Source organism: Streptosporangium sp. NPDC051022, assembly GCF_040683035.1.
Taxonomy (GTDB): domain Bacteria; phylum Actinomycetota; class Actinomycetes; order Streptosporangiales; family Streptosporangiaceae; genus Streptosporangium.
The window spans coordinates 95,009-113,892 of sequence record NZ_JBFBCF010000003.1; the positions used below are offsets into that span (position 1 = coordinate 95,009).

Annotated in this window: 17 protein-coding genes; 8 read left to right on the plus strand and 9 right to left on the minus strand. The window is 70.8% G+C overall.

Annotated features, from left to right (window positions below):
- Nucleotides 1-374 precede the first annotated feature (374 nt).
- Both AB0N02_RS07145 and AB0N02_RS07150 read right to left on the minus strand, forming a co-directional pair.
- The gene (locus AB0N02_RS07145) at nt 375-2,447 is read right to left on the minus strand and encodes a 3-hydroxyacyl-CoA dehydrogenase NAD-binding domain-containing protein (RefSeq protein WP_363944213.1); all 2,073 of its coding nucleotides are present in this window, start codon (nt 2,445-2,447) and stop codon (nt 375-377) included.
- 32 nt (nt 2,448-2,479) lie between these two features.
- Nucleotides 2,480-3,679 (minus strand): thiolase family protein, encoded by a 1,200-nt coding sequence (locus tag AB0N02_RS07150; protein ID WP_363943593.1) that lies wholly within the window; start codon nt 3,677-3,679, stop codon nt 2,480-2,482.
- Between the two features lie 527 nt (nt 3,680-4,206).
- Here AB0N02_RS07150 and AB0N02_RS07155 point away from each other — a divergent pair.
- Complete coding sequence (locus tag AB0N02_RS07155) at nt 4,207-4,839, plus strand: DUF1524 domain-containing protein (RefSeq protein WP_363943595.1); 633 nt, start codon at nt 4,207-4,209, stop codon at nt 4,837-4,839.
- Between the two features lie 342 nt (nt 4,840-5,181).
- Nucleotides 5,182-5,508 carry a hypothetical protein gene (locus tag AB0N02_RS07160; RefSeq protein WP_363943596.1) on the plus strand — a complete coding sequence of 109 codons (327 nt, stop codon included), beginning with the start codon at nt 5,182-5,184 and terminating at the stop codon, nt 5,506-5,508.
- A 206-nt stretch (nt 5,509-5,714) separates the two neighbouring features.
- Here AB0N02_RS07160 and AB0N02_RS07165 read toward each other — a convergent pair whose 3' ends face one another.
- Together AB0N02_RS07165 and AB0N02_RS07170 are read right to left on the minus strand one after the other, a co-directional pair.
- A complete protein-coding gene (locus AB0N02_RS07165) occupies nt 5,715-6,941 on the minus strand; it encodes a ribonuclease D (RefSeq protein WP_363943597.1) in 1,227 nt (408 codons plus the stop codon).
- On the minus strand, nt 6,938-7,534 hold the full coding sequence (locus tag AB0N02_RS07170; protein ID WP_363943599.1) for a DUF3000 domain-containing protein: 597 nt from the start codon (nt 7,532-7,534) through the stop codon (nt 6,938-6,940). Before AB0N02_RS07170 ends, AB0N02_RS07165 begins: the two co-directional genes overlap by 4 nt.
- Before the next feature lie 684 nt (nt 7,535-8,218).
- On the opposite strand from AB0N02_RS07170, the gene hemE reads away from it, so the two are divergent.
- On the plus strand, nt 8,219-9,256 hold the full coding sequence (gene hemE, locus AB0N02_RS07175) for a uroporphyrinogen decarboxylase (RefSeq protein WP_363943601.1): 1,038 nt from the start codon (nt 8,219-8,221) through the stop codon (nt 9,254-9,256).
- Between the two features lie 73 nt (nt 9,257-9,329).
- On the opposite strand, the gene AB0N02_RS07180 is transcribed toward hemE, so the two are convergent.
- The gene (locus AB0N02_RS07180; protein ID WP_363943603.1) at nt 9,330-10,448 is read right to left on the minus strand and encodes a DUF4349 domain-containing protein; all 1,119 of its coding nucleotides are present in this window, start codon (nt 10,446-10,448) and stop codon (nt 9,330-9,332) included.
- 132 nt (nt 10,449-10,580) lie between these two features.
- Here AB0N02_RS07180 and hemG point away from each other — a divergent pair, with 132 nt between their 5' ends.
- From hemG to AB0N02_RS07195, 3 genes are all read left to right on the plus strand, one after another.
- Nucleotides 10,581-12,023 carry a protoporphyrinogen oxidase gene (hemG, locus tag AB0N02_RS07185; RefSeq protein ID WP_363943605.1) on the plus strand — a complete coding sequence of 481 codons (1,443 nt, stop codon included), beginning with the start codon at nt 10,581-10,583 and terminating at the stop codon, nt 12,021-12,023.
- The gene (gene hemQ, locus AB0N02_RS07190; RefSeq protein ID WP_363943606.1) at nt 12,020-12,727 is read left to right on the plus strand and encodes a hydrogen peroxide-dependent heme synthase; all 708 of its coding nucleotides are present in this window, start codon (nt 12,020-12,022) and stop codon (nt 12,725-12,727) included. The genes hemG and hemQ overlap by 4 nt, the downstream gene beginning before the upstream one ends.
- 456 nt (nt 12,728-13,183) lie before the next feature.
- Nucleotides 13,184-13,687 (plus strand): hypothetical protein, encoded by a 504-nt coding sequence (locus AB0N02_RS07195; protein ID WP_363943608.1) that lies wholly within the window; start codon nt 13,184-13,186, stop codon nt 13,685-13,687.
- Between the two features lie 445 nt (nt 13,688-14,132).
- Here the strand turns inward: AB0N02_RS07195 and msrB are convergent, their stop codons facing one another.
- Complete coding sequence (msrB, locus tag AB0N02_RS07200) at nt 14,133-14,534, minus strand: peptide-methionine (R)-S-oxide reductase MsrB (protein ID WP_363943609.1); 402 nt, start codon at nt 14,532-14,534, stop codon at nt 14,133-14,135.
- Nucleotides 14,535-14,923: 389 nt separating this feature from the next.
- Here msrB and ligD point away from each other — a divergent pair, with 389 nt between their 5' ends.
- Nucleotides 14,924-15,931 carry a non-homologous end-joining DNA ligase gene (ligD, locus tag AB0N02_RS07205; RefSeq protein WP_363943610.1) on the plus strand — a complete coding sequence of 336 codons (1,008 nt, stop codon included), beginning with the start codon at nt 14,924-14,926 and terminating at the stop codon, nt 15,929-15,931.
- 128 nt (nt 15,932-16,059) lie between these two features.
- Here the strand turns inward: ligD and AB0N02_RS07210 are convergent, their stop codons facing one another.
- The 3 genes from AB0N02_RS07210 to AB0N02_RS07220 are packed head-to-tail and all read right to left on the minus strand — an operon-like array spanning nt 16,060 to nt 18,259.
- Nucleotides 16,060-16,428 (minus strand): hypothetical protein, encoded by a 369-nt coding sequence (locus AB0N02_RS07210; RefSeq protein ID WP_363943612.1) that lies wholly within the window; start codon nt 16,426-16,428, stop codon nt 16,060-16,062.
- Between the two features lie 46 nt (nt 16,429-16,474).
- Nucleotides 16,475-17,512: an ATP-dependent DNA ligase gene (locus AB0N02_RS07215; protein ID WP_363943614.1), complete on the minus strand. Its 1,038-nt coding sequence runs from the start codon at nt 17,510-17,512 to the stop codon at nt 16,475-16,477.
- A gap of 33 nt (nt 17,513-17,545) precedes the next feature.
- Nucleotides 17,546-18,259 carry a pyrimidine reductase family protein gene (locus AB0N02_RS07220; protein WP_363943616.1) on the minus strand — a complete coding sequence of 238 codons (714 nt, stop codon included), beginning with the start codon at nt 18,257-18,259 and terminating at the stop codon, nt 17,546-17,548.
- 170 nt (nt 18,260-18,429) lie between these two features.
- On the opposite strand from AB0N02_RS07220, the gene AB0N02_RS07225 reads away from it, so the two are divergent.
- On the plus strand, nt 18,430-18,834 hold the full coding sequence (locus AB0N02_RS07225; protein ID WP_363943617.1) for a hypothetical protein: 405 nt from the start codon (nt 18,430-18,432) through the stop codon (nt 18,832-18,834).
- Nucleotides 18,835-18,884: the final 50 nt, after the last annotated feature.

Sequence of the window (18,884 nt, forward strand, 5' to 3'; positions counted from 1 at the left end):
CTCTTGGGCGCATGTGTGCGGGAGGGGACGACGTTTTCCGGGATGCGCACCGCCCATCGGCGCCGATCAGGCCCGCGTCCCTGCTCGCCGTACCGGCGCCGGAGAAGAGACAGCGGTGGGGTGGGAGATGCGGTGTGCGGACCGGGGCGTCTGTCGCACTCTGGCGCTGAGGGAGTGGCGTCAGCGGGTGGGGGATGTGGTGCGTGGGGTGGATTGAGCGCTTTTCGTCATATTGGCGTTGGGGTGGGAGGTGCGGTGGTGGATCGGGGTGGGGTGCCCGCCGTACCGGCGCTGGGGAAGGAGCGCCGGTACGGCGGGCGGTGCGGATAAGGCAGGCCGTGTGGGTGCGGTGGGAAGGGGGCGGGAGTGGTGGGTCAGGCGGGGACGGAGGCCGTGCCCGGGGGCAGGAAACGGGGTTCGGCGATGCCGGTCCGGTCGAGGTAGGGGGTGATTCCGCCCAGGTGGAACGGCCAACCGGCGCCGAGGATCATGCACAGGTCGATGTCCTGGGCCGCCGCGACCACGCCCTCGTCGAGCATGATGCGGATCTCCTCGGCCAGGGCCCGCAGGGCGCGCAGCCGTACCTCCTCGGCGGTCGACGGCGAGGTGCCGCCGGTGAAGAAGGCCGTCGCCTCGGGGTCCAGCGAGAAGTCGGGGGCGTAGACCCCGGGCTTGCCGGCGGCGACCAGCCGGGCGAGGTTCTCCGACACTCCGTAACGGGACGGGAAGGCGGCGTGCATGGTCTCGGCGACGTGCAGCGCGACGGCCGGGCCGACGAGTTGCAGCAGCGTGAACGGGGTCATCGGCAGGCCGAGCCCGTCCAGCGCGTGGTCGGCGACCTCCAGCGGGGTGCCCTCGTCGACGGCGCCGATGACCTCGCCCATGAACCGGGTCAGCAGCCGGTTGACCACGAACGCGGGCGCGTCCTTGACCAGCACGGACGACTTCTTCAGCGACTTCCCGACGGCGAAGGCCGTGGCGAGCGTCGCGTCGTCGATCTTCTCGCCCCGGACGATCTCCAGCAACGGCATCACGGCGACCGGGTTGAAGAAGTGGAAGCCGACGACCCGTTCCGGGTGCCGCAGCCCCGAGGCCATCTCGGTGACCGGCAGCGAGGAGGTGTTGGTCGCCAGCACGCACTCGGCGGAGACGACCGCCTCGACCTCGGCGAACACCTTCTGCTTGACCTTCAGGTCCTCGAACACCGCCTCGATGACGAAGTCGGCGTCGGCGAACGCGTCCTTGGTCAGCGAGCCGGTCACCAGGGCCTTGAGTCGGTTGGCCTGGTCGGCGGAGACGCGGCCCTTGCCGAGCAGCTTGTCGATCTCGGAGTGGACGTAGCCGACGCCCTTGTCCAGCCGGGCCTGGTCCAGGTCGGTCAGCACGACGGGCACCTCGAGGCGGCGGGCGAACAGCAGCGCCATCTGCGAGGCCATCAGGCCCGCGCCGACGACGCCGACCTTGGTGACCTTGCGGGCCAGCTCCCTGTCCGGAGCCCCGGCGGGCCGCTTGGCCCTGCGCTGTACCAGGCCGAAGGAGTAGAGGCCGGCGCGCAGCTCGTCGCTCATGAGGAGGTCGGCCAGGGCCTCGTCCTCGGCGGCGAAGCCCTCGTCGCGCGAGGCGGTGCGGGCCAGCTCGATCAGGTCCAGCGCCCGGTAGGGGGCGGGGGAGGCGCCGCGCAGCTTCATGTCGACCAGGAGGCGGGCGTCGGCGACGGTCTTCGACCAGTCCTCGGCGGTGTGGTCGGTACGGGAGACGGACACCTCGCCGCGCAGCACCCGGGCGGCCCAGCGCAGTGACTCCTCCAGGAAGTCGGCGGGCTCGAACATCACGTCGGCGACGCCCGCCGCGAAGGCGGCCCGGCCCTTGATCATGCGGTTCTGCGAGAGCGGGTTCTCGACGATCAGCTTGATGGCTGAGGCCGGGCCGATCAGGCGGGGGAGCAGCTGGGTGCCGCCCCAGCCCGGTACCAGGCCGAGGAAGCACTCGGGCAGCGCGACCGCGGGGACGCCCGAGGAGATGGTCCGGTAGGTGCAGTGCAGGGCCACCTCGAGGCCGCCGCCCATGACGGCGCCGTTCACGAACGCGAACGACGGCACGTCCAGTTCACCGAGGCGGCGGAACACCCGGTGTCCCAGCCTGCCGATCTGCAACGCCTGGTCCCGCTCGGCGATCGTCGCCGCCCCGTTGAGGTCGGCGCCGACCGCGAAGACGAACGGCTTGCCGACGACGCCGACGGCCGCCAGGTCGCCGCGGGCCGCGATCGTGTCGAGCGCCTCGTCCAGCGAGATGAGGCCCGCCGGCCCGAAGGTCGACGGCTTGGTGTGGTCGAAGCCGTTGTCCAGCGTGATCAGCGCCATGGTGCCCGCGCCGTAGGGCAGCTCGACGTCCTGGACGATCGCCTTCGTGACGACCTCGTCGGTGAACAGTTCCCTGATGTCCGTCACGTTCTCGCCGTCCGTCCTGTGCCCGGTGTCCGTCACTTCGCGCCTTCCCAGGAGAGGTTCTCCCAGATGACCGTTCCGCCCATGCCCATGCCGACGCACATCGTGGTCACGCCGTACCGGACGTCGGGGCGCTCGCCGAACTGGTGGGCGAGCTGGGTCATCAGCCGCACCCCGGAGGAGGCCAGCGGGTGGCCGAAGGCGATCGCGCCGCCGTAGGGGTTGATCCTGGCGTCGTCGTCGGCGATGCCGAAGTGCTCCAGGAAGGCCAGCACCTGTACGGCGAAGGCCTCGTTGATCTCGAACAGGCCGATGTCGGAGATCGACAATCCGGCCAGGCGCAGCGCCCGTTCGGTCGACGGGATCGGGCCCACACCCATGACCTCGGGGTCGACCCCGGCGAAGGCGTAGGAGACCAGGCGCATCTTGGCCGTCAGGCCCAGCTCGACGGCGACGTCCGAGGCGGCCATGATGCAGCCGGTCGCGCCGTCGTTGATTCCGGAGGCGTTGCCCGCCGTGACCCGGCCGTGCGGGCGGAACGGGGTCTTGAGGGTGGCGAGCGCGTCGAGGGTGGTGCCCGGACGCGGAGCCTCGTCCGCGGTGGCCAGGCCCCAGCCCCTCTCGGCGGAGCGGGTGGCCGTCGGGACCAGGTCGGGCTGGATCCTTCCGTCGGCGTACGCCTTGGCGGCCTTCTCCTGGGAGGCGACGGCGAAGGCGTCCGCGCGGGCCTTGGTGATCGTCGGGTAGCGGTCGTGCAGGTTCTCCGCGGTCATGCCCATGACCAGGGCGGAGCCGTCCACGAGCTGTTCGGCCAGGAACCGGGGGTTGGGGTCGACGCCCTCGCCCATCGGGTGGCGGCCCATGTGCTCGACGCCTCCGGCGATGGCGACGTCGTAGGCGCCGAAGGCGATGCCTCCGGCGACCGAGGTCACCGCGGTCATGGCGCCCGCGCACATCCGGTCGATCGCGTAGCCGGGCACGGTCTTGGGCAGCCCGGCCAGGACGGCGGCCGAGCGGCCGATGGTCAGGCCCTGATCGCCGATCTGCGTGGTGGCCGCGATCGCCACCTCGTCGACGCGCTCCGGCGGCAGGTTCGGATTACGCCGGATCAACTCGCGGATGACGCGGATCACCAGGTCATCGGCGCGCGTCTCGGCGTACAGGCCCTTGGGTCCCGACTTGCCGAAGGGTGTGCGCACACCGTCGACGAATACGACGTCACGAGACGAAGGCACGGGTTCGCTCCTTGCTGGGTGGCTACCCCTCCATGCTACTCGCCGGTAACAACTCTTGTCTCGGTGCCCCTCCGCCGCCGGTGTCCGCCGGAAGCGATGTCGTGCTCCCGTCGAAGGTGTTGGCGAAGGCGGACTCCGAGGTGTGGCCGATCCGCCGGGCCGCCGCGCTCGGGGGGTGTCCGGGGAGATCGGGGGGTGTCCGGGGAGAGGGGTCGATGCCGTGGTGAGGGGTTTAATCTCCATCAAAGATGACGGACAGGAATATTTCCTAGGAAGATCTGTTTACCGGATTTTCGCGGTTTGTTCGATGTGGAGAGTTTCATGTGGACGATGATTTTTCCTGATGTCTTCCCAGATCAAAGGTGTTGTCCCGCTTGTTAGCGGCATTATCCGACCAATCAGATCACGGCTCATCGTCAAACCCTGATATTTGTCCTTTTAGGGTGCCTTGAGAAGTTCCGTCTGTTCCTGCCTCGCAAAGACCAGGCTCTCCGACTGGCCGAGGCGGGCAACAGAAGGGGCCACTCGTGAAACGGGTCGTCACCGCGGTTCTCGCTGCCCTCACCGCGACTCTCCTCACCTTCTCCCTGACCGCCGGTGCGGCGTGGGCCACCCCGCCCAACATCCCCTCCGCGTCCACCGCCGCCTCCAGGCTCGCCGCGCTCACCGTCGCGAACGAGTCCAACCAGTCCACCTACAACCGCAGCCTGTTCCCCCACTGGATCACCATCAGCGGCACCTGCAACACCCGGGAGACCGTGCTCAAGAGGGACGGCTCCGGCGTGGTCGTCGACTCCGGCTGCGCCGCCGTCTCCGGCAGCTGGTACTCCCCCTATGACGGCGCCACCTGGACCGCCGCGAGCGACGTCGACATCGACCACATGGTCCCGCTCGCCGAGGCCTGGCGGTCCGGGGCCTACGCCTGGACCACCGCCCGGCGGCAGGCGTTCGCCAACGATCTGAACCAGCCGCAGCTGTGGGCGGTGACGGACAACGTCAACCAGGCCAAGGGCGACCAGGACCCCACGACCTGGCAGCCGTCCGTCCCCTCCTTCCGCTGCACCTACGCCAAGGCCTGGATCCAGGTGAAGTGGACCTACGGCCTGACCCTGCAGAGCTCCGAGAAGACCGCCCTGCAGAACATGCTCGCCACCTGCTGACCCTCGCGCGAACGGTACGGCCACCGCCTCCGCTGTGAGGTGGTGGCCGTTAATCTGCGTGAACGGTAAACCGTCTTCCTTGGTTCACCAGAGAGAGGCATCTCCGCCGTGAGAGCGCTCCCGCTGTGAATCGGGAGAGAGCGCGCCGTGAAAACCGCGGCTGTTCTCCCTTCGCCCCCGAAAATCGCGGTTCCGGCGGGAAAACCACGGGTCCATGCCCGATCCAAGAAAGCGGCAACAAACAAATGCTTTCCTCATTTCGGACAATTCACTTCATATCCTGGCCTTATCGACCGTGAGCTCCGGCGATTCCCGCCGGCGACCTGACTGGAGGAGATGCTCATGGACCGCAGGAGATGTCTGTTGCTGGCAGGCCCGGGCCTTCTCATGGCCCTCGCGTTCGGCGGGGCCGCCGCCTCCCAGCCCGTCGCCGCTTCGGCTCCGGAGCGGGCGACGGCGGCGAGCGTTCCGCTGGACAAGCCGATCGCGGAGCTGCGCGGCAAGCCGAAGGAGTATCGCGAGGCCTACGTCAAGGGCTACACCTACGCCGGAAAGAACTGCAACAAGGCGGAGAGCTTCTCCTACGGTTCCTCGGCCAGCTGGGACAGGAAGGGCTGGGTGGACGGCTACAACGCCGGCCACGCCGACCTGTGCAAGAAGGCCGGCTGAGCCTTCCGGACGTCCGGGCCTCCGCCGCAGAAGCGGCGGGGGCCCTCCGTCGCCCCCCGTTCGGCCGGTTCGCCAACGTCATCCGCTTCGACGCCGGCTTCCCCGCCCTCATGCGTCAGGCGGGGGAGTCGCCCGGATCCCGGAGGACCACCGAGGTCACCTCGCCCCGCAGGGCGGGCACGGCGGACGGCGCCGGGCGCGACCGGTCAGATCTCGCCCTTGGTCTCCAGCCGTACGAGGGCCTTGGCCATCGGGTGGGCGGTCAGCGTGATCTGCCACTCGCGTGCGCCCAGCTCGCGCAGCCGGGCCGCGACGGTCTCGTCGTCGATGACCGGGGGAGGCTCCCAGGTCAGGCGGCGTACGGCGTCGGGCTGGACGAGGTTCTCCGTCGGCATGTGGTGCTCGTCGGCCAGCGCGGCGACCACGGTCCGGGCGGCGGCCAGCCGCCTCGCGGCGACCGGGTCACGATCCATCCACCGGTTGGCGGGCGGCGGCCCGTCGCCCGGTGTGCTGGGCTGGGGCAGCTGCGACTCGGGCAGCGTCCGCGCCCGGCCGATCGCGGCCAGCCAGTCGCGCAGGTGCCTGCGGGCGCTGCGTCCGGTGAACGGGGGGATGTCGGTGAGCGACTTGGTGGTGCGGGGCAGCTCGAGGGCGGCGGTGACGATCGCCGAGTCGGGCAGGACCCGCCCCGGCGCGAGGTCGGACTCCCTGGCCAGCTCGTCGCGGAGCGTCCACAGCTCCCTGACCACCGCGAGCCCGCGCAGCGAGCGGACCTTGTGGATCCCGGAGGTGCGCCGCCACGGATCCGAGCGCGGTGCCGGGGACTTGTGCGCCAGCACCGAGGCGAACTCCTCCTGCGCCCACGACAGCTTCCCGCTGGAGTCGAGCTCCTGGTAGAGGATGTCGCGCAGCTCGATCAGGACCTCGACGTCGAGCGCGGCGTAGCGCAGCCAGTCCTCGGGCAGCGGGCGGGTCGACCAGTCGGCCGCGGAGTGGCCCTTCTCCAGCCTGAGCCCCAGGACGTTCTCCACCATCATCCCCAGCCCGACCCGCTCGTAGCCGAGCAGCCGCCCGGCCAGCTCGGTGTCGAACAGCTCACGGGGATGGAAGTTCAGCTCGGACAGGCACGGGAGGTCCTGGGAGGCGGCGTGCAGCACCACCTCGGTGTCGGACAGGGCCGTGTCGAGCTCGGACAGGTCGGGGCAGTGGACGGGATCGATCAGTGCACTGCCCGCGCCCGCGCGACGCAGTTGCACGAGGTAGGCGCGGCCGCTGTAGCGGTACCCCGAGGCCCGCTCGGCGTCCACGGCGACCGGGCCGGTGCCCTCGGCGAACGCGCGTATCACGCGTGCGAGGTCGGCGGGGTCCTCGATGACGGGTGGGATTCCCTCTCGCGGCTCCAGCAGCGGAACGATGGTTGTCTCGTCGGTCACGTTCGGAAGGACTCCGGATCTTCGCGACGGCGTGGCGGCAGGGTCGCCACGTCGGGTGGCAGGGGTGGTATGCCGGCCGCGAGGCACATCAGATCGCACCACGCGGCGACGTGGCCGGAGAGGTCCTCTTCCAGCGGAGACCAGGAGGCGCGCAGCTCCAGCTCCGTGGTCACCGGGTCTTCGGCCTTGTTTCCGAAGCCTTCGGACACCGCCCTGGTGACGGTGCCGCCGGCCGCGGCGTAGGTGGCGCCGTGCGCGTCGAGTGACTCGGTGAGCCAGCTCCACGCGACGGGGCCGAGCAGCGGATCCTCGGTGATCTCCGGCTCCATGTCGGCCCGGACATAGGCGACCAGCCGGAACTGGCCGTCCCAGCCGCGCTGGCCGTCCGGGTCGAAGAGCATGATGAGGCGGCCGACCGCGAGCTCGTCGTCGTCGCGGTAGACCGATGCGCCGATGGCGGTCGAGTAGGGGGCGAGGCGCTGCGGCGCCGGAATGTCCTCCAGCTCGATCTCCGGCCTGACCTCGGCGGGGCGCATGCTGGCCGCCGCGCGCTTGAAGGCGGCGGGAGTGGGCGGCGCGTCACCGACGGTCATATCGGAAGCGTAGGTCGGAACTGCACGCATGGGGACCACTGGGGTGTGTGTAGAAGCCATCGGAACCGATCAAGCCACTGCCGCCGTCAGGGGGGAAACGAGTGCGTCCCCGCCGCCGGAGATTCCGAGAAACAGCGCGTGACCGCAGGAAACGCAGGCCCATTCGGGGCATTGGCCCGGTTCGTGACCGTCGAGACAGGGGGGTTGCTCGAACACCCGCTCGTCGGCACAGGTAGCACAGTGCTCACCGCGGCGTTCGGGTGAACTCCACATCGTGGACATCGCACAGGCCTTTCGTCGGGTCGTGGTCCGACGTTGGCACGTCGCGCCGACATTTCCGCGCAACGTGCTCGGCGTGTCCCGAAAGTGGTGCCGGAATCGATGCCGCGCGGTGACTTGGCGAACATTTGGACCAGCCGGGGGCCGGACCAGGTTCGTCGATGGGAGGAACTGTACCCGGAAACATGATCGCTTCGCGCGGTCCGGCGCCGTCCGGTGCCTGGCGTCATCGGGTTTCGGTGGACGAAGCACTCGAAACGGGCGGAACCCTATCGTCATCACGACTTGAAGCTGTCTAGGTGTTGTTAGGTGTGATCTCATTTAATAACCGGTGATTTCATACCGAGAACGGCGCTCACCAGCCTTGATGAGCGGACCGCGCCCCCGGCATGGCACCCTGGTGGGGTGACTCCCGAGCTTGCCGACTCTCCGTTCCTGCGCGCATGCCGCCGCCAGCCCGTTTCGCACACACCCGTGTGGTTCATGCGGCAGGCGGGCCGTTCGCTGCCCGAGTACCGGGCCGTGCGCGGAGGGGTGCCCATGCTCACCGCGTGCGCGACCCCGGACCTGATCGTGGAGATCACGATGCAGCCGGTGCGGCGCTACGGCGTGGACGCGGCCATCTTCTTCAGCGACATCGTGGTGCCGCTCAAGGCGATCGGGATCGACCTCGACATCAAGCCCGGTGTCGGCCCCGTGGTCGCCGAGCCGATCAGGGACGCCGCCGGCATCGGCAGGCTCCGCCCGATCGAGCCGGACGACGTCCCCTACGTCACCGAGGCCGTCGGGGCGCTGACCGCCGAGCTGGGGGCGACCCCCCTCATCGGCTTCGCGGGCGCGCCGTTCACCCTGGCCTCCTACCTGATCGAGGGCGGCCCCTCCAAGAACCACGACCACACCAAGGCCATGATGTACGGCCGGCCCGACCTGTGGCACGCCCTGATGGAACGGCTGACCGAGATCACCCTGGGCTTCCTGCGCGTCCAGATCTCCGCCGGGGCCTCGGCCGTCCAGCTCTTCGACTCGTGGGTCGGCGCCGTCGCCCCCGAGGACTACCGCGAGTTCGTCCTGCCCTACACCAGCCGCATCTTCGCCGGACTGGCCGGCCTGGAGGTTCCGCGCATCCACTTCGGCGTCGGCACCGGCGAGCTGCTCGGCCTGCTCGGCGAGGCCGGGGCCGACGTGGTCGGCGTCGACTGGCGGGTCCCGCTCGACGAGGCCGTCCGGCGGGTCGGGCCGGGTAAGGCGCTGCAGGGCAACCTCGACCCGGCGCTCCTGCTCGCCCCGTGGGAGGTCGTCGAGCGCCGCGCCGCCGACGTCCTGGCCCGCGGCGCCAAGGCCGAGGGTCACGTCTTCAACCTCGGCCACGGCGTGCTGCCCGCGACCGACCCCGACCAGCTCGCCCGTCTCACCGACTTCGTGCACGAGACCTCCGCGCGCTGACACGCCCGCCGGGCCCCACCGGGCCCCGGCGGGGCCCGGCGGGGCCCGGCGGGGCCCGGCGCTCCCGGCCTCGTCACTCCCGGGCCCGGTCGCTCCCGCCGTCGCCGCCCGCATCGTGGCCGTCGTCGGCGCTCTTCGGATCGCCGGGCCCGGCCACGGGGGACGGGTACGCCGTGGGCGCGGGCGCTGCGGGTACGGGCGCCGTGGGCACGGGCGCCGCGGGTACGGGCGCCGTGGGCACGGGCGCCGCGGGGGTCCTCCCGGGGGTGGGTCTCCCGCCGGGGGCGGGGCGGTTCCTTCTCCTGCCGCGCCGCACCACCACGACCAGCACCCAGGCCACCGCGACCAGGACCAGCCAGGGCAGCAGCACGCCCAGGACCGTCAGGCCGACCTTCACGGCCATGACGAAGGCGCTCCAGCCGCTCCGCAGCCCGCCGAAGAACCCCGCGGGCTCCTCCTCCGGCGTCTCGACCGTGACCTCGGGGCCGATCAGGTTCAGCGTCAGCGTCGCCATGCTCGTCTGCGAGGCGAGCGTCTTCTGCCGGGACTGGAGCGCCTCCAGGTCGGCCTCGCGCTCGGAGATCTCCCGCTCGACGTCCAGCACCTCGCCGATCGTCTTGGCCTTCTTCATCAGCGTGCGCAGCGAGTCGAGCGCCGCCTTCGACGACCTCAGGCGGCTCTCCACGTCGGCCACCTGCTCGGTGACGTCCTCGGTGTTCTGCTGCAGCGACTCACGCTTGCCCAGCTCCCGGCCCAGACGGTCCAGCAGGCCGGGATAGCCGCCGGGCGGGATCTTGAAGACCAGGGTGGCCGAGCCCTCGTCGCCCGGCCGGCTGTCGGACTTCTCCGTGGCCAGGTAGCCGCCCGCCGTGCTGACGATCCGCCGGGCGCTGTCGGCCGCCGCGGTGACGTCCTTGGCGCGGACCGTCATCTCGGCGATGTAGATGATCGCCCGGTCCTGCGCGACCAGCTTCACCTGGTCGGCCTGTGACCGCTGACCGGTCTGCGCGTCCGCCGCCCGCGGCTTCGGGGCGCGCGCCGACCCCGCCTCGGCGTCCATCGGCGCCCTCTCCGCGGCCGCGGGAACGGGGGCGCCGCCCGAGTCGGAGATCGACTGGGAGCTCGTGCCCCCGCACGACGACACGAACAGCGCGACGCCCACCGCGCACAGGCCGTACCTGAGTTTTCTCATGACCGTGAAGACGATCGCGGCGGCAGCGGGGTTTTGCGACGGCGGTCACGATGGAATCACGTTCCGCGCACCGTCCGGTTTCGGGGTGGCGGGACGCGAGGGCGAGCCCGGGGGGCGATACGGTCAGGAGTCATGGAAGGCAACCGATGCCATGTGGTGGTCGTCGGCGGCGGGATCGCGGGCCTGGCGGCCGCGTGGTACCTCCGGCAGGGCGACGAGGAGATCCGGGTGACCGTGCTCGACGGGGCCCGGCGGATCGGCGGCAAACTTCACGCCTCCGAGGTCGCGGGGATCCCGGTGGACGCCGGGGCGGAGGCCATGCTCGCGCGGCGCCCCGAGGGCAAGGAACTGGCCCGGATGGTCGGCCTCGGCGACGAACTGAGTGACCCCGGCACCACCCAGGCGGCCGTTCTCAGCCGGGGCGCGCTGCGCCCCATGCCCAGGGGGCAGGTCCTGGGCGTCCCCTCCGACCTGGGCGCGCTGGCCAGGTCCGGCATCCTCAGCCCCGGTGGCCTCGTCCGCGTCCCGCTGGACCAGATCCTTCCGGCCACGCTCGTCACCACCGACGTGTCCGTCGCCGCCTACATCCGGGCCAGGATGGGCGAGGAGGTGGTCGAGCGCCTCGTCGAGCCGATGCTCGGCGGCGTGTACGCCGGCCGGGCGGACCGGCTGTCGCTGGAGGCGACGATGCCCAGGATCGCCGCCGCGGCCCGTTCGGAACGTTCCCTGCTCACCGCCGCGCGGCAGATCGCGGCCGAGCCGGCCAAGGAGGCCGGGCCGGTCTTCACCACGCTGCGCCGGGGCATGGGGTCCCTGCCGGAGGCCGTGGCCGCCGCCTCGGGCGCGGAGATCAGGACCGGTGTCACGGTCAGGGAACTGGCCCGGACCGAGACCGGCTGGCGCCTGGTGACGGGTTCCGTGCCCGATCCCGAGATCGTCGAGGCCGACGCGGTGATCCTCGCCGTTCCCGCCCCCGCCGCGAGCCGCCTGCTCGCGGGCGAGGTGCCCGGGGCGGCCTCCGAACTGGCCAGGATCGAGTACGCCAGCATGGCCATCGTCACCCTCGCCTACCCGAGGCGGGCCTTCCCCGAGCCGCCGACCGGCAGCGGCTACCTGGTCCCGCCCGTCGAGGGGCGCCCCGTCAAGGCGGCCACGTTCAGCTCGGTCAAGTGGCCGCACCTGGCCGAGGCGGATCCCGACCTGATCGTGCTGCGCTGCTCCATCGGCCGTCTCGGTGAGGAAGCGCTGCTCCAGCGCGCCGACGCCGAGCTGGTCGAGCTGGCGGCGGCCGAGATGGCCGAGGTCATGGGGGTACGGGGGGCGCCCGTCGACTCCCGGGTGACCCGCTGGGGCGGCTCGCTGCCGCAGTACGACGTGGGCCACCTGGACCGGGTGGCGCGCGTCCGCTCGGCCGTCGCCGGGCAGCCCGGCCTGGCCGTGTGCGGCGCCGCCTACGACGGCGTCGGCATCCCCGCCTGCGTCTCCACCGCCCGTACCGCGGCGGCCCGGATTCTGGACCACCTGGGTCCCACGGGAGAATGGCAGGGTAGGAACGGTCTGTTGACGAAGGGGTGAGGAAGACGGACGGGAACCCACGGCCGAAGGCCCGTGACCTGAACCAGGTGATCCGCTACACGATGTGGTCGGTCTTCAGGTTGCGCGAGCACTGTCCGGCCAACCGCGAGGGCATGGCCGACGAGGTCGAGGATCTCCTGGCCCAGATGGCGGAGAAGGACGTGGTCACCCGCGGCCTGTACGACGTGGCCGGGTTCCGCGCCGACGCCGACTTCATGTTCTGGTGGCACGCTCCGACCGCCGAGGACCTGCAGGAGACCTACTCCCGCTTCCGCCGTACCGACCTCGGGCGGCTGTCCGAGCCGGTCTGGTCGGTCATGGCGCTGCACCGCCCGGCCGAGTTCAACAAGTCGCACATCCCCGCCTTCCTGGCCGAGGAGGAGCCGCGCGGATACGTCAGCGTCTACCCGTTCGTCCGCTCCCTGGAGTGGTACCTCCTGGACGACGCCGACCGCCGCCGGATGCTGGCCGAGCACGGCAGGATGGCCCGTGACTACCCGGACGTCCGGGCCAACACCGTCGCCTGCTTCGCCCTGAACGACTACGAGTGGATGCTCGCCTTCGAGGCCGACGAACTGCACCGCATCGTCGACCTGATGCGCACCCTGCGCGGGGCCGAGGCCCGGCGGCACACCCGGGAGGAGATCCCCTTCTACACGGGTGTCCGCAAGCCGGTCAGCGAGCTGATCGCCTCGCTGCCGTAGCCCTCGCGGCGGCGCGGCGGACCGCGCCCCGCCACGGTGGACCGGGACGTCCGGCGCCACCGGGGCGGCGGACCGCCGTGCCGCCGCGCTGTTCCCGGCGCCGTTCTCCGGCGCGGTTCTCCGGCCGGTTCCCGGTGCTCCGGCCTCCGGCGGGTTTCCCGGCGTTCCGAACTCCGGAGCCTTTTCCGGGAAACGTTCTCCGCGGCCCTCGCCGGTGTCGCCCCGCGCCGTCGTTTCCCGAGGTACGGGTGGTGCGCGTGGGGCGGTGACGGTGGCGCCGATCCGGTGAAACGTTCGCCATCGCGCCAGGCGTTTGTAATACTCAGGGAAAAAGATCACCTTTCTATGTGAGGCCAAAGGGTGAAAACGGACGAGAGTCTGGCACGGTCCAGCGGGCGGAGGAACGGCCGCCGCGGGAGGAAAGCCCGATCGCGTCTTCTTGAAATCCTGGTGGGGGTGGCCGCGCTGGCGATCGCGGTGCTGGTGCTGGGCGGGTCGCTGCTGCGCGCCGGGGCGCCGACGCAGCAGCAGGAGGTGGCGCGGGCCGTCGTCGCGGTGCCCTCCGCGGTCTCCCCGGGCGGTGGTCAGGTGCTGACCGTCACTCCGGGGGACGACAAGCGGGGAGACGCTGTCAAGGCCACGGGCCTGTCCAAGCACACCGACAAGAAGGCCCTGGCCTATTTCGTGGAGCACAAGGCGACCAAACGCCTCAAGGACATCCGCATGGTCGGTGGTTATCTACGGATATATACGGATCTACCGGAATCTGCGAGCAACTCCAAGCAGGCCCTCAAACTCTGCGAGACCGGCCGTGACTATCTCGTCGGGGAACTCGGCGAGCCCAAACCGGTGGTCTTCGTCCAGGCGAAGTTCGGGGAGAACGGCAACCCGGTGCTGGCCAACATCCTCGGCCCGAACGACTCCGACTGCCGCCTGACCTATCCCGAGCCCCGCAAGTGACCCCGGTGTGATCCCGGAGGTGACCTCGGAGGCGGTGCCGCGCCGGGCCCGGTGAGCGGCCCGTCCGGGATCCCGGTGGACGGCCTGTCCCGGATCCGGTGGGGGCGGTCCGTGCCGGGGCCGGTCAGAGCACCCGGACCCTGGTCTTGCCACAGATCCTGCAGCGCTGAACGATCACCCGGCCAACGCTCTCGATGATCTCCCACCTGTGCCGGAGGTGCACAACCGCCCCCTGAGCGCGAACACGTTGCGGAGATGTGTGCGTACTGTACGTGATGTCGCTGTACCCCGATGCCGGGCGTCCTCACTGTTCCGCGGGGGCGGATTGTGGTGCGGATCGTTCGGCGCGGCCGTGGTGACCCCCGCGGTGACCCCTCCGGCCGCCGGGGTCCGCGGAACCGTGGCGGGAGGGGTCCGTGGAACCGTGGCGGGAGGGGGCCGGGTCCTACTCGACGGGTTCCAGTCGCAGCGAGACGGAGTTGATGCAGTAGCGGTCGTCCGTCGGGGTGGCGTACCCCTCGCCGTGGAAGACGTGGCCGAGATGGGAGTCGCAGGTGGCGCAGCGGACCTCGACCCGGACCATGCCCAGCGAGCGGTCCTCGATCAGGGTCACCGCGTCGGACTTCGACGGCTCGTAGAAACTCGGCCAGCCGCAGTGGCTGTCGAACTTGGTGTCGGAGCGGAACAGCTCGGCGCCGCAGGCCCGGCAGCTGTAGACGCCCTCGGTCTTGGTGTCGACGTACTCGCCGGTGAAGGGGCGCTCGGTGCCCGCCTGGCGGAGCACGTGAAACTCCTCGGGAGAGAGCTGGACACGCCATTCGGCGTCGCTCTTGACCACCTTTTCCATGCCTCAAGCCTATGTGGTCGAGATGGTGATCCCGATGTTCCAGGCCGCTCCCGGCGCTCGAAGGCCGTCCACGGCCGCGGCCGGTGCCGGAGGGAAAAATCTTGGGGGTGAAGCATCCATTTATGTCCGATTTAGCGTCTTTGAAGATGGGGGGTATTTCACCTTCCTGTTGAGGGGTGAGATCATCCGTCGGGCCGTCCAAGGGTCAACTGGACGGTCGCAATGCCGCCGGCCGGGTGGCGCGCCAGCGCCCGGAACCGGAGTGCACGACGGGTGATCATGCGGTCCGCCCCGTTGAGTGCCCGGTCCCGCCGCCGTGGCGGCTCCGGGGCGGACCCACCCATCCCGGTTCCGGGACGGATCAGACCACACGGGGTACGGTCGGACGTATGGCGTCGCCGTACATGGAACTCCCCGTCGGGGACAGGGTGGTCAAGGTCACCAACCCCGACAAGGTCTACTTCCCCGAGATCGGGGTGACCAAGCGCGAGCTGGTCGAATACTACGTGAGCGTGGGCCCGGGCATCCTGCGCGCGCTGTACGACCGCCCCACCCACCTGCGGCGCTATCCCGACGGGATCCAGGGGGAGGAGATCTACCAGAAGCGCATGCCCCTCAAGCGGCCCGAGTGGGTCAAGACGGCCGAGGTCCGCTTCCCCAGCGGCCGGACCGCGCAGGCGCTGTGCGTGACCGAGGTCGCCGAGATCGCCTACTGCGCGCAGCTGGGAACCATCGACTTCCACCCCTGGCAGGTCCTGTCCTCCGACGTCGAGCACCCCGACGAGCTGCGCGTCGACATCGACCCGCAGCCGGGCACCGGCTTCAAGGAGACGCGCGAGGTGGCCTTCGTGGTCCGGGAGATCTTCCAGGAGCTCGGCGTCACGGGTTTCCCCAAGACCTCCGGCGGCAGGGGCGTCCACGTCGCCGTGCGGATCGAGCCGCACTGGGACTTCGTGCGGGTGCGTCACGCCGGGATCGCCCTCGTCCGCGAGGTCGAGCGGCGCGTGCCCCACCTGGCCACCACCGCGTGGTGGAAGGAGGAGCGAGGGGAGCGGGTCTTCCTGGACTACAACCAGAACGCCCGCGACCGCACCCTGGCCGCCGCCTACTCGGTCCGCGCCAGGCCGAACGCCCCCGTCTCGGCCCCCGTCACGTGGGAGGAACTGGCGGACGCCGACCCGCGCGACTTCGACATCCGTACGGTCCCGGCCCGGTTCGCCGAGCTGGGCGACGTGCACGCCGCGATCGACGAGCGGGCCTACTCGATCGAACCCCTGCTGGAGTGGTTCGAGCGTGACGGCGCAGTGGACATGCCCTACCCGCCCAACTACCCGAAGATGCCCGGTGAGCCGAAGCGGGTGCAGCCCAGCAAGGCACGCGAGGAGACCACCGGATGACGCGCGGGGAGACGAGCGGGTGACGCCGGCCGGTCAGGGGCGGCGTTCCCGGGGTAGATCAGCCCGGACCCCCTGGAGCCGGCCGAGCGCCGGCGAGGCTCGCGTCGTGGCCGGTTCCGGCTGCGGGGTCAGCCCTGGCGCCGCCTGCCGAGGATGAAGGAGAGGTTCACCCCGATGATCCCGACCCACATGAGGACGAGCACGAACCCCAGGGAGTCCCCAAGCCCGGCGAAGGACAGCCCGACCGTTCCCGGGACACCCAGCGCGATGGTGACGATCGCCAGGGCCAGCCGCTGACCGGCCTCCACCGAGGGCTTGACCGGCGGGCTCTCCCTGTGCGCGCGGGCGGCGATCCGGTCGTCCACCCGCCTGTCGATCTCCTGGTCCATCTTCTCGAGGAAGCCCTCGACGAGGGAGTCTTCGTATTCGGGGCCGAGCTCGCGGCGGGCTTCGAGGGAGGCTCGCAGCTCGTCACCGGAGGAGGATGATCGTGCCATGGTCGAGATATAACGCCTTTTGGTGCTCGTGTCTATGCGAATCGCCTCAACGGGCCAGGATGTCATCCAGATCGTAGGAGACGGGCCGCTCCAGCTGCTCGTAGGTGCACGACCCGGGGTCGCGGTCGGGCCGCCAGCGGCGGAACTGGGCGGTGTGCCGGAAGCGCGAGCCCTCCATGTGGTCGTAGGCGACCTCGACCACCAGCTCCGGGCGCAGCGGCACGAAGGACAGGTCCTTGGCCGCGCTCCACTTGGAGACCGCGCCGGGCAGGGAGTCGGCACTCCACGGGTGGCCGTCCCGGCTCACGTACGGGGCGAGTTCCCCGACCAGCTCCGCCCTGCGTTTCATCGTGAACGACGCCGCCACGCCGACGTGCCGCAGCGTACCGGTGGAGTCGTGGAGCCCCAGCAGCAGGGACCCGACCACCGGGCCCGACTTGTGCTCCCGGTAGCCCGCCACCACCACGTCGGCGGTGCGCTCGTGCTTGACCTTGAGCATCACCCTCTTGTCCGGCTGGTACGGCAGCCCGCCCGGCTTGGCCACGACGCCGTCCAGCCCGGCGCCCTCGAACGCCTCGAACCACTCGGCGGCCTGTTCCTGCGACGAGGTGACCGGCGTCAGCCGTACCCCGTGCCCCGCGGCGCCGAAGACCGACTCCAGCCTGGCGCGGCGCCGCGAGAAGGGGACCTCCAGCAGGGACTCCTCGCCCAGCGCCAGCAGGTCGAAGGCGACGAACGACGCCGGTGTCCGTTCGGCCAGCAGCTTCACCCGGGAGGCCGCCGGGTGGATGCGCTGCTGCAGGGCCTCGAAGTCGAGCGTCTGACCGCCGCGGACCACGATCTCCCCGTCCATCACCACCCGCTCGGGCAGCTCCGCCCGCACCGCCTCGACCAGCTCGGGGAAGTAACGCGTGAACGGCCGTTCGTTGCGGCTGCCGAGATACACCTCGTCGCCGTCGCGGAAGACGACGCACCGGAACCCGTCCCACTTCGGCTCGTACAGCAGGGTGCCGTCCTGCGGGGGCAGGCTCTTGACGGCTCTGGCCAGCATCGGCGCGAGCGGCGGCCGTAGCGGAAGGTTCATCCTGATCCTCGTTCGTTCGCCGGGACGTCACCGTCACCGGACGTATCTGGTGAACAGGAAGCCATCCTCCTCCAGGACGTGGGCCAGGCGCAGACGGGTGAGCGTGTCGGGGCCGTCGAGCAGCCGCGCGGCGGTGCCGCCGATCAGCATCGGGCTCACCGTGAGGCAGAGCTCGTCGACCAGACCGGCCGCCGCGAGCTCGGCGTTGACCTTCGGGCCGCCCTCGCACAGCACCCGTTCCAGGCCGCGCTCGGCGAGCTCCCCGAGCGCCGCAGCCAGATCCACCCGGTCGTCCCCCGCCACGATCACCTCGGCGTGCCGCGCGGCCTCCTCGCGCCGGTCGCGGGGCGCCGCGCCGCAGGTGACGACGATCGTCCTGGCGTCCGGCTCCGCCTCGGCGAACAGCGGTCCAGTCAGGTCCAGGTCGAGCCGCCGGGTGAGCACGGCGATCGGCGGCGCGGCGGGCCGGCCCCGCCGCAGCTCACGCCACGACTCCCTCGGCCTGGCCGGGCCGTACTCCTCGGCCCTGACCGTCGCGGCCCCCGCCAGGATGACGTCGGCCTGCCCGCGCAGCACCCCGAAGATCCGCCGGTCGCCCTTGCCGGACAGGCCGCCGGACAGTCCTTTCAGCCAGGTCCCGCCGTCGGCGCTGGCCACCATGTTGAGGCGGACGCACGGGCCTCCGGGGTAGGCGTAGGCCCGCGCGAGATCGACGTCGTCCGAGACCGTCGGATGGATGAGGCGCATCCTCCCACCCTGGCACAGGGGAGGGACGGGGCCGCCGCCGGTGTCGCCCCGGCCGTTCCGGAGGGGGCGCGTGGGAGCGTTCCCGGAACAGAAAATAACGGATTCGACGCATCCGGTGACTTTGTGCGGTTCCCGATACATGATGCGTTCAACGAGACCTGGGAGGGTGTGTGGGGCTGGTCGCGATCGTGATGTGGCTGATCACCGCGATGGTCGGGATATATCTGCTGTATCTCTGGCTCTCCGGCGGCGGCCTGCGCCAGCAGGCGACGAAGGTCACCCGTTTCCCCGCGGTGCTGGTCTTCGCCCACCCGGCGCTGGCGGTCTCCGCCCTGGGCTGCTGGATCGCCTACGTGGTGACCTTCGAGCGGTTCTTCGCCTGGCTGTCGTTCGGGGTGCTCACGGTCTCCGCGCTGCTCGGCTTCACCATGTTCACCCGCTGGCTCGGCGGAGGCCGTCACGCGCGCGGCGCGGAACAGCGCTTCCCCCTCGTCGCCGTGCTGCTGCACGGCCTGACGGGCGTGGTCACGTTCGTCCTGGTGCTGCTCACCGCCGCGATCGCCACCGGTCTCTGACGCCGCCCTCCGGGAGGACGGCCCCACGCCGTCTCCCGGAAGAGCGCTCC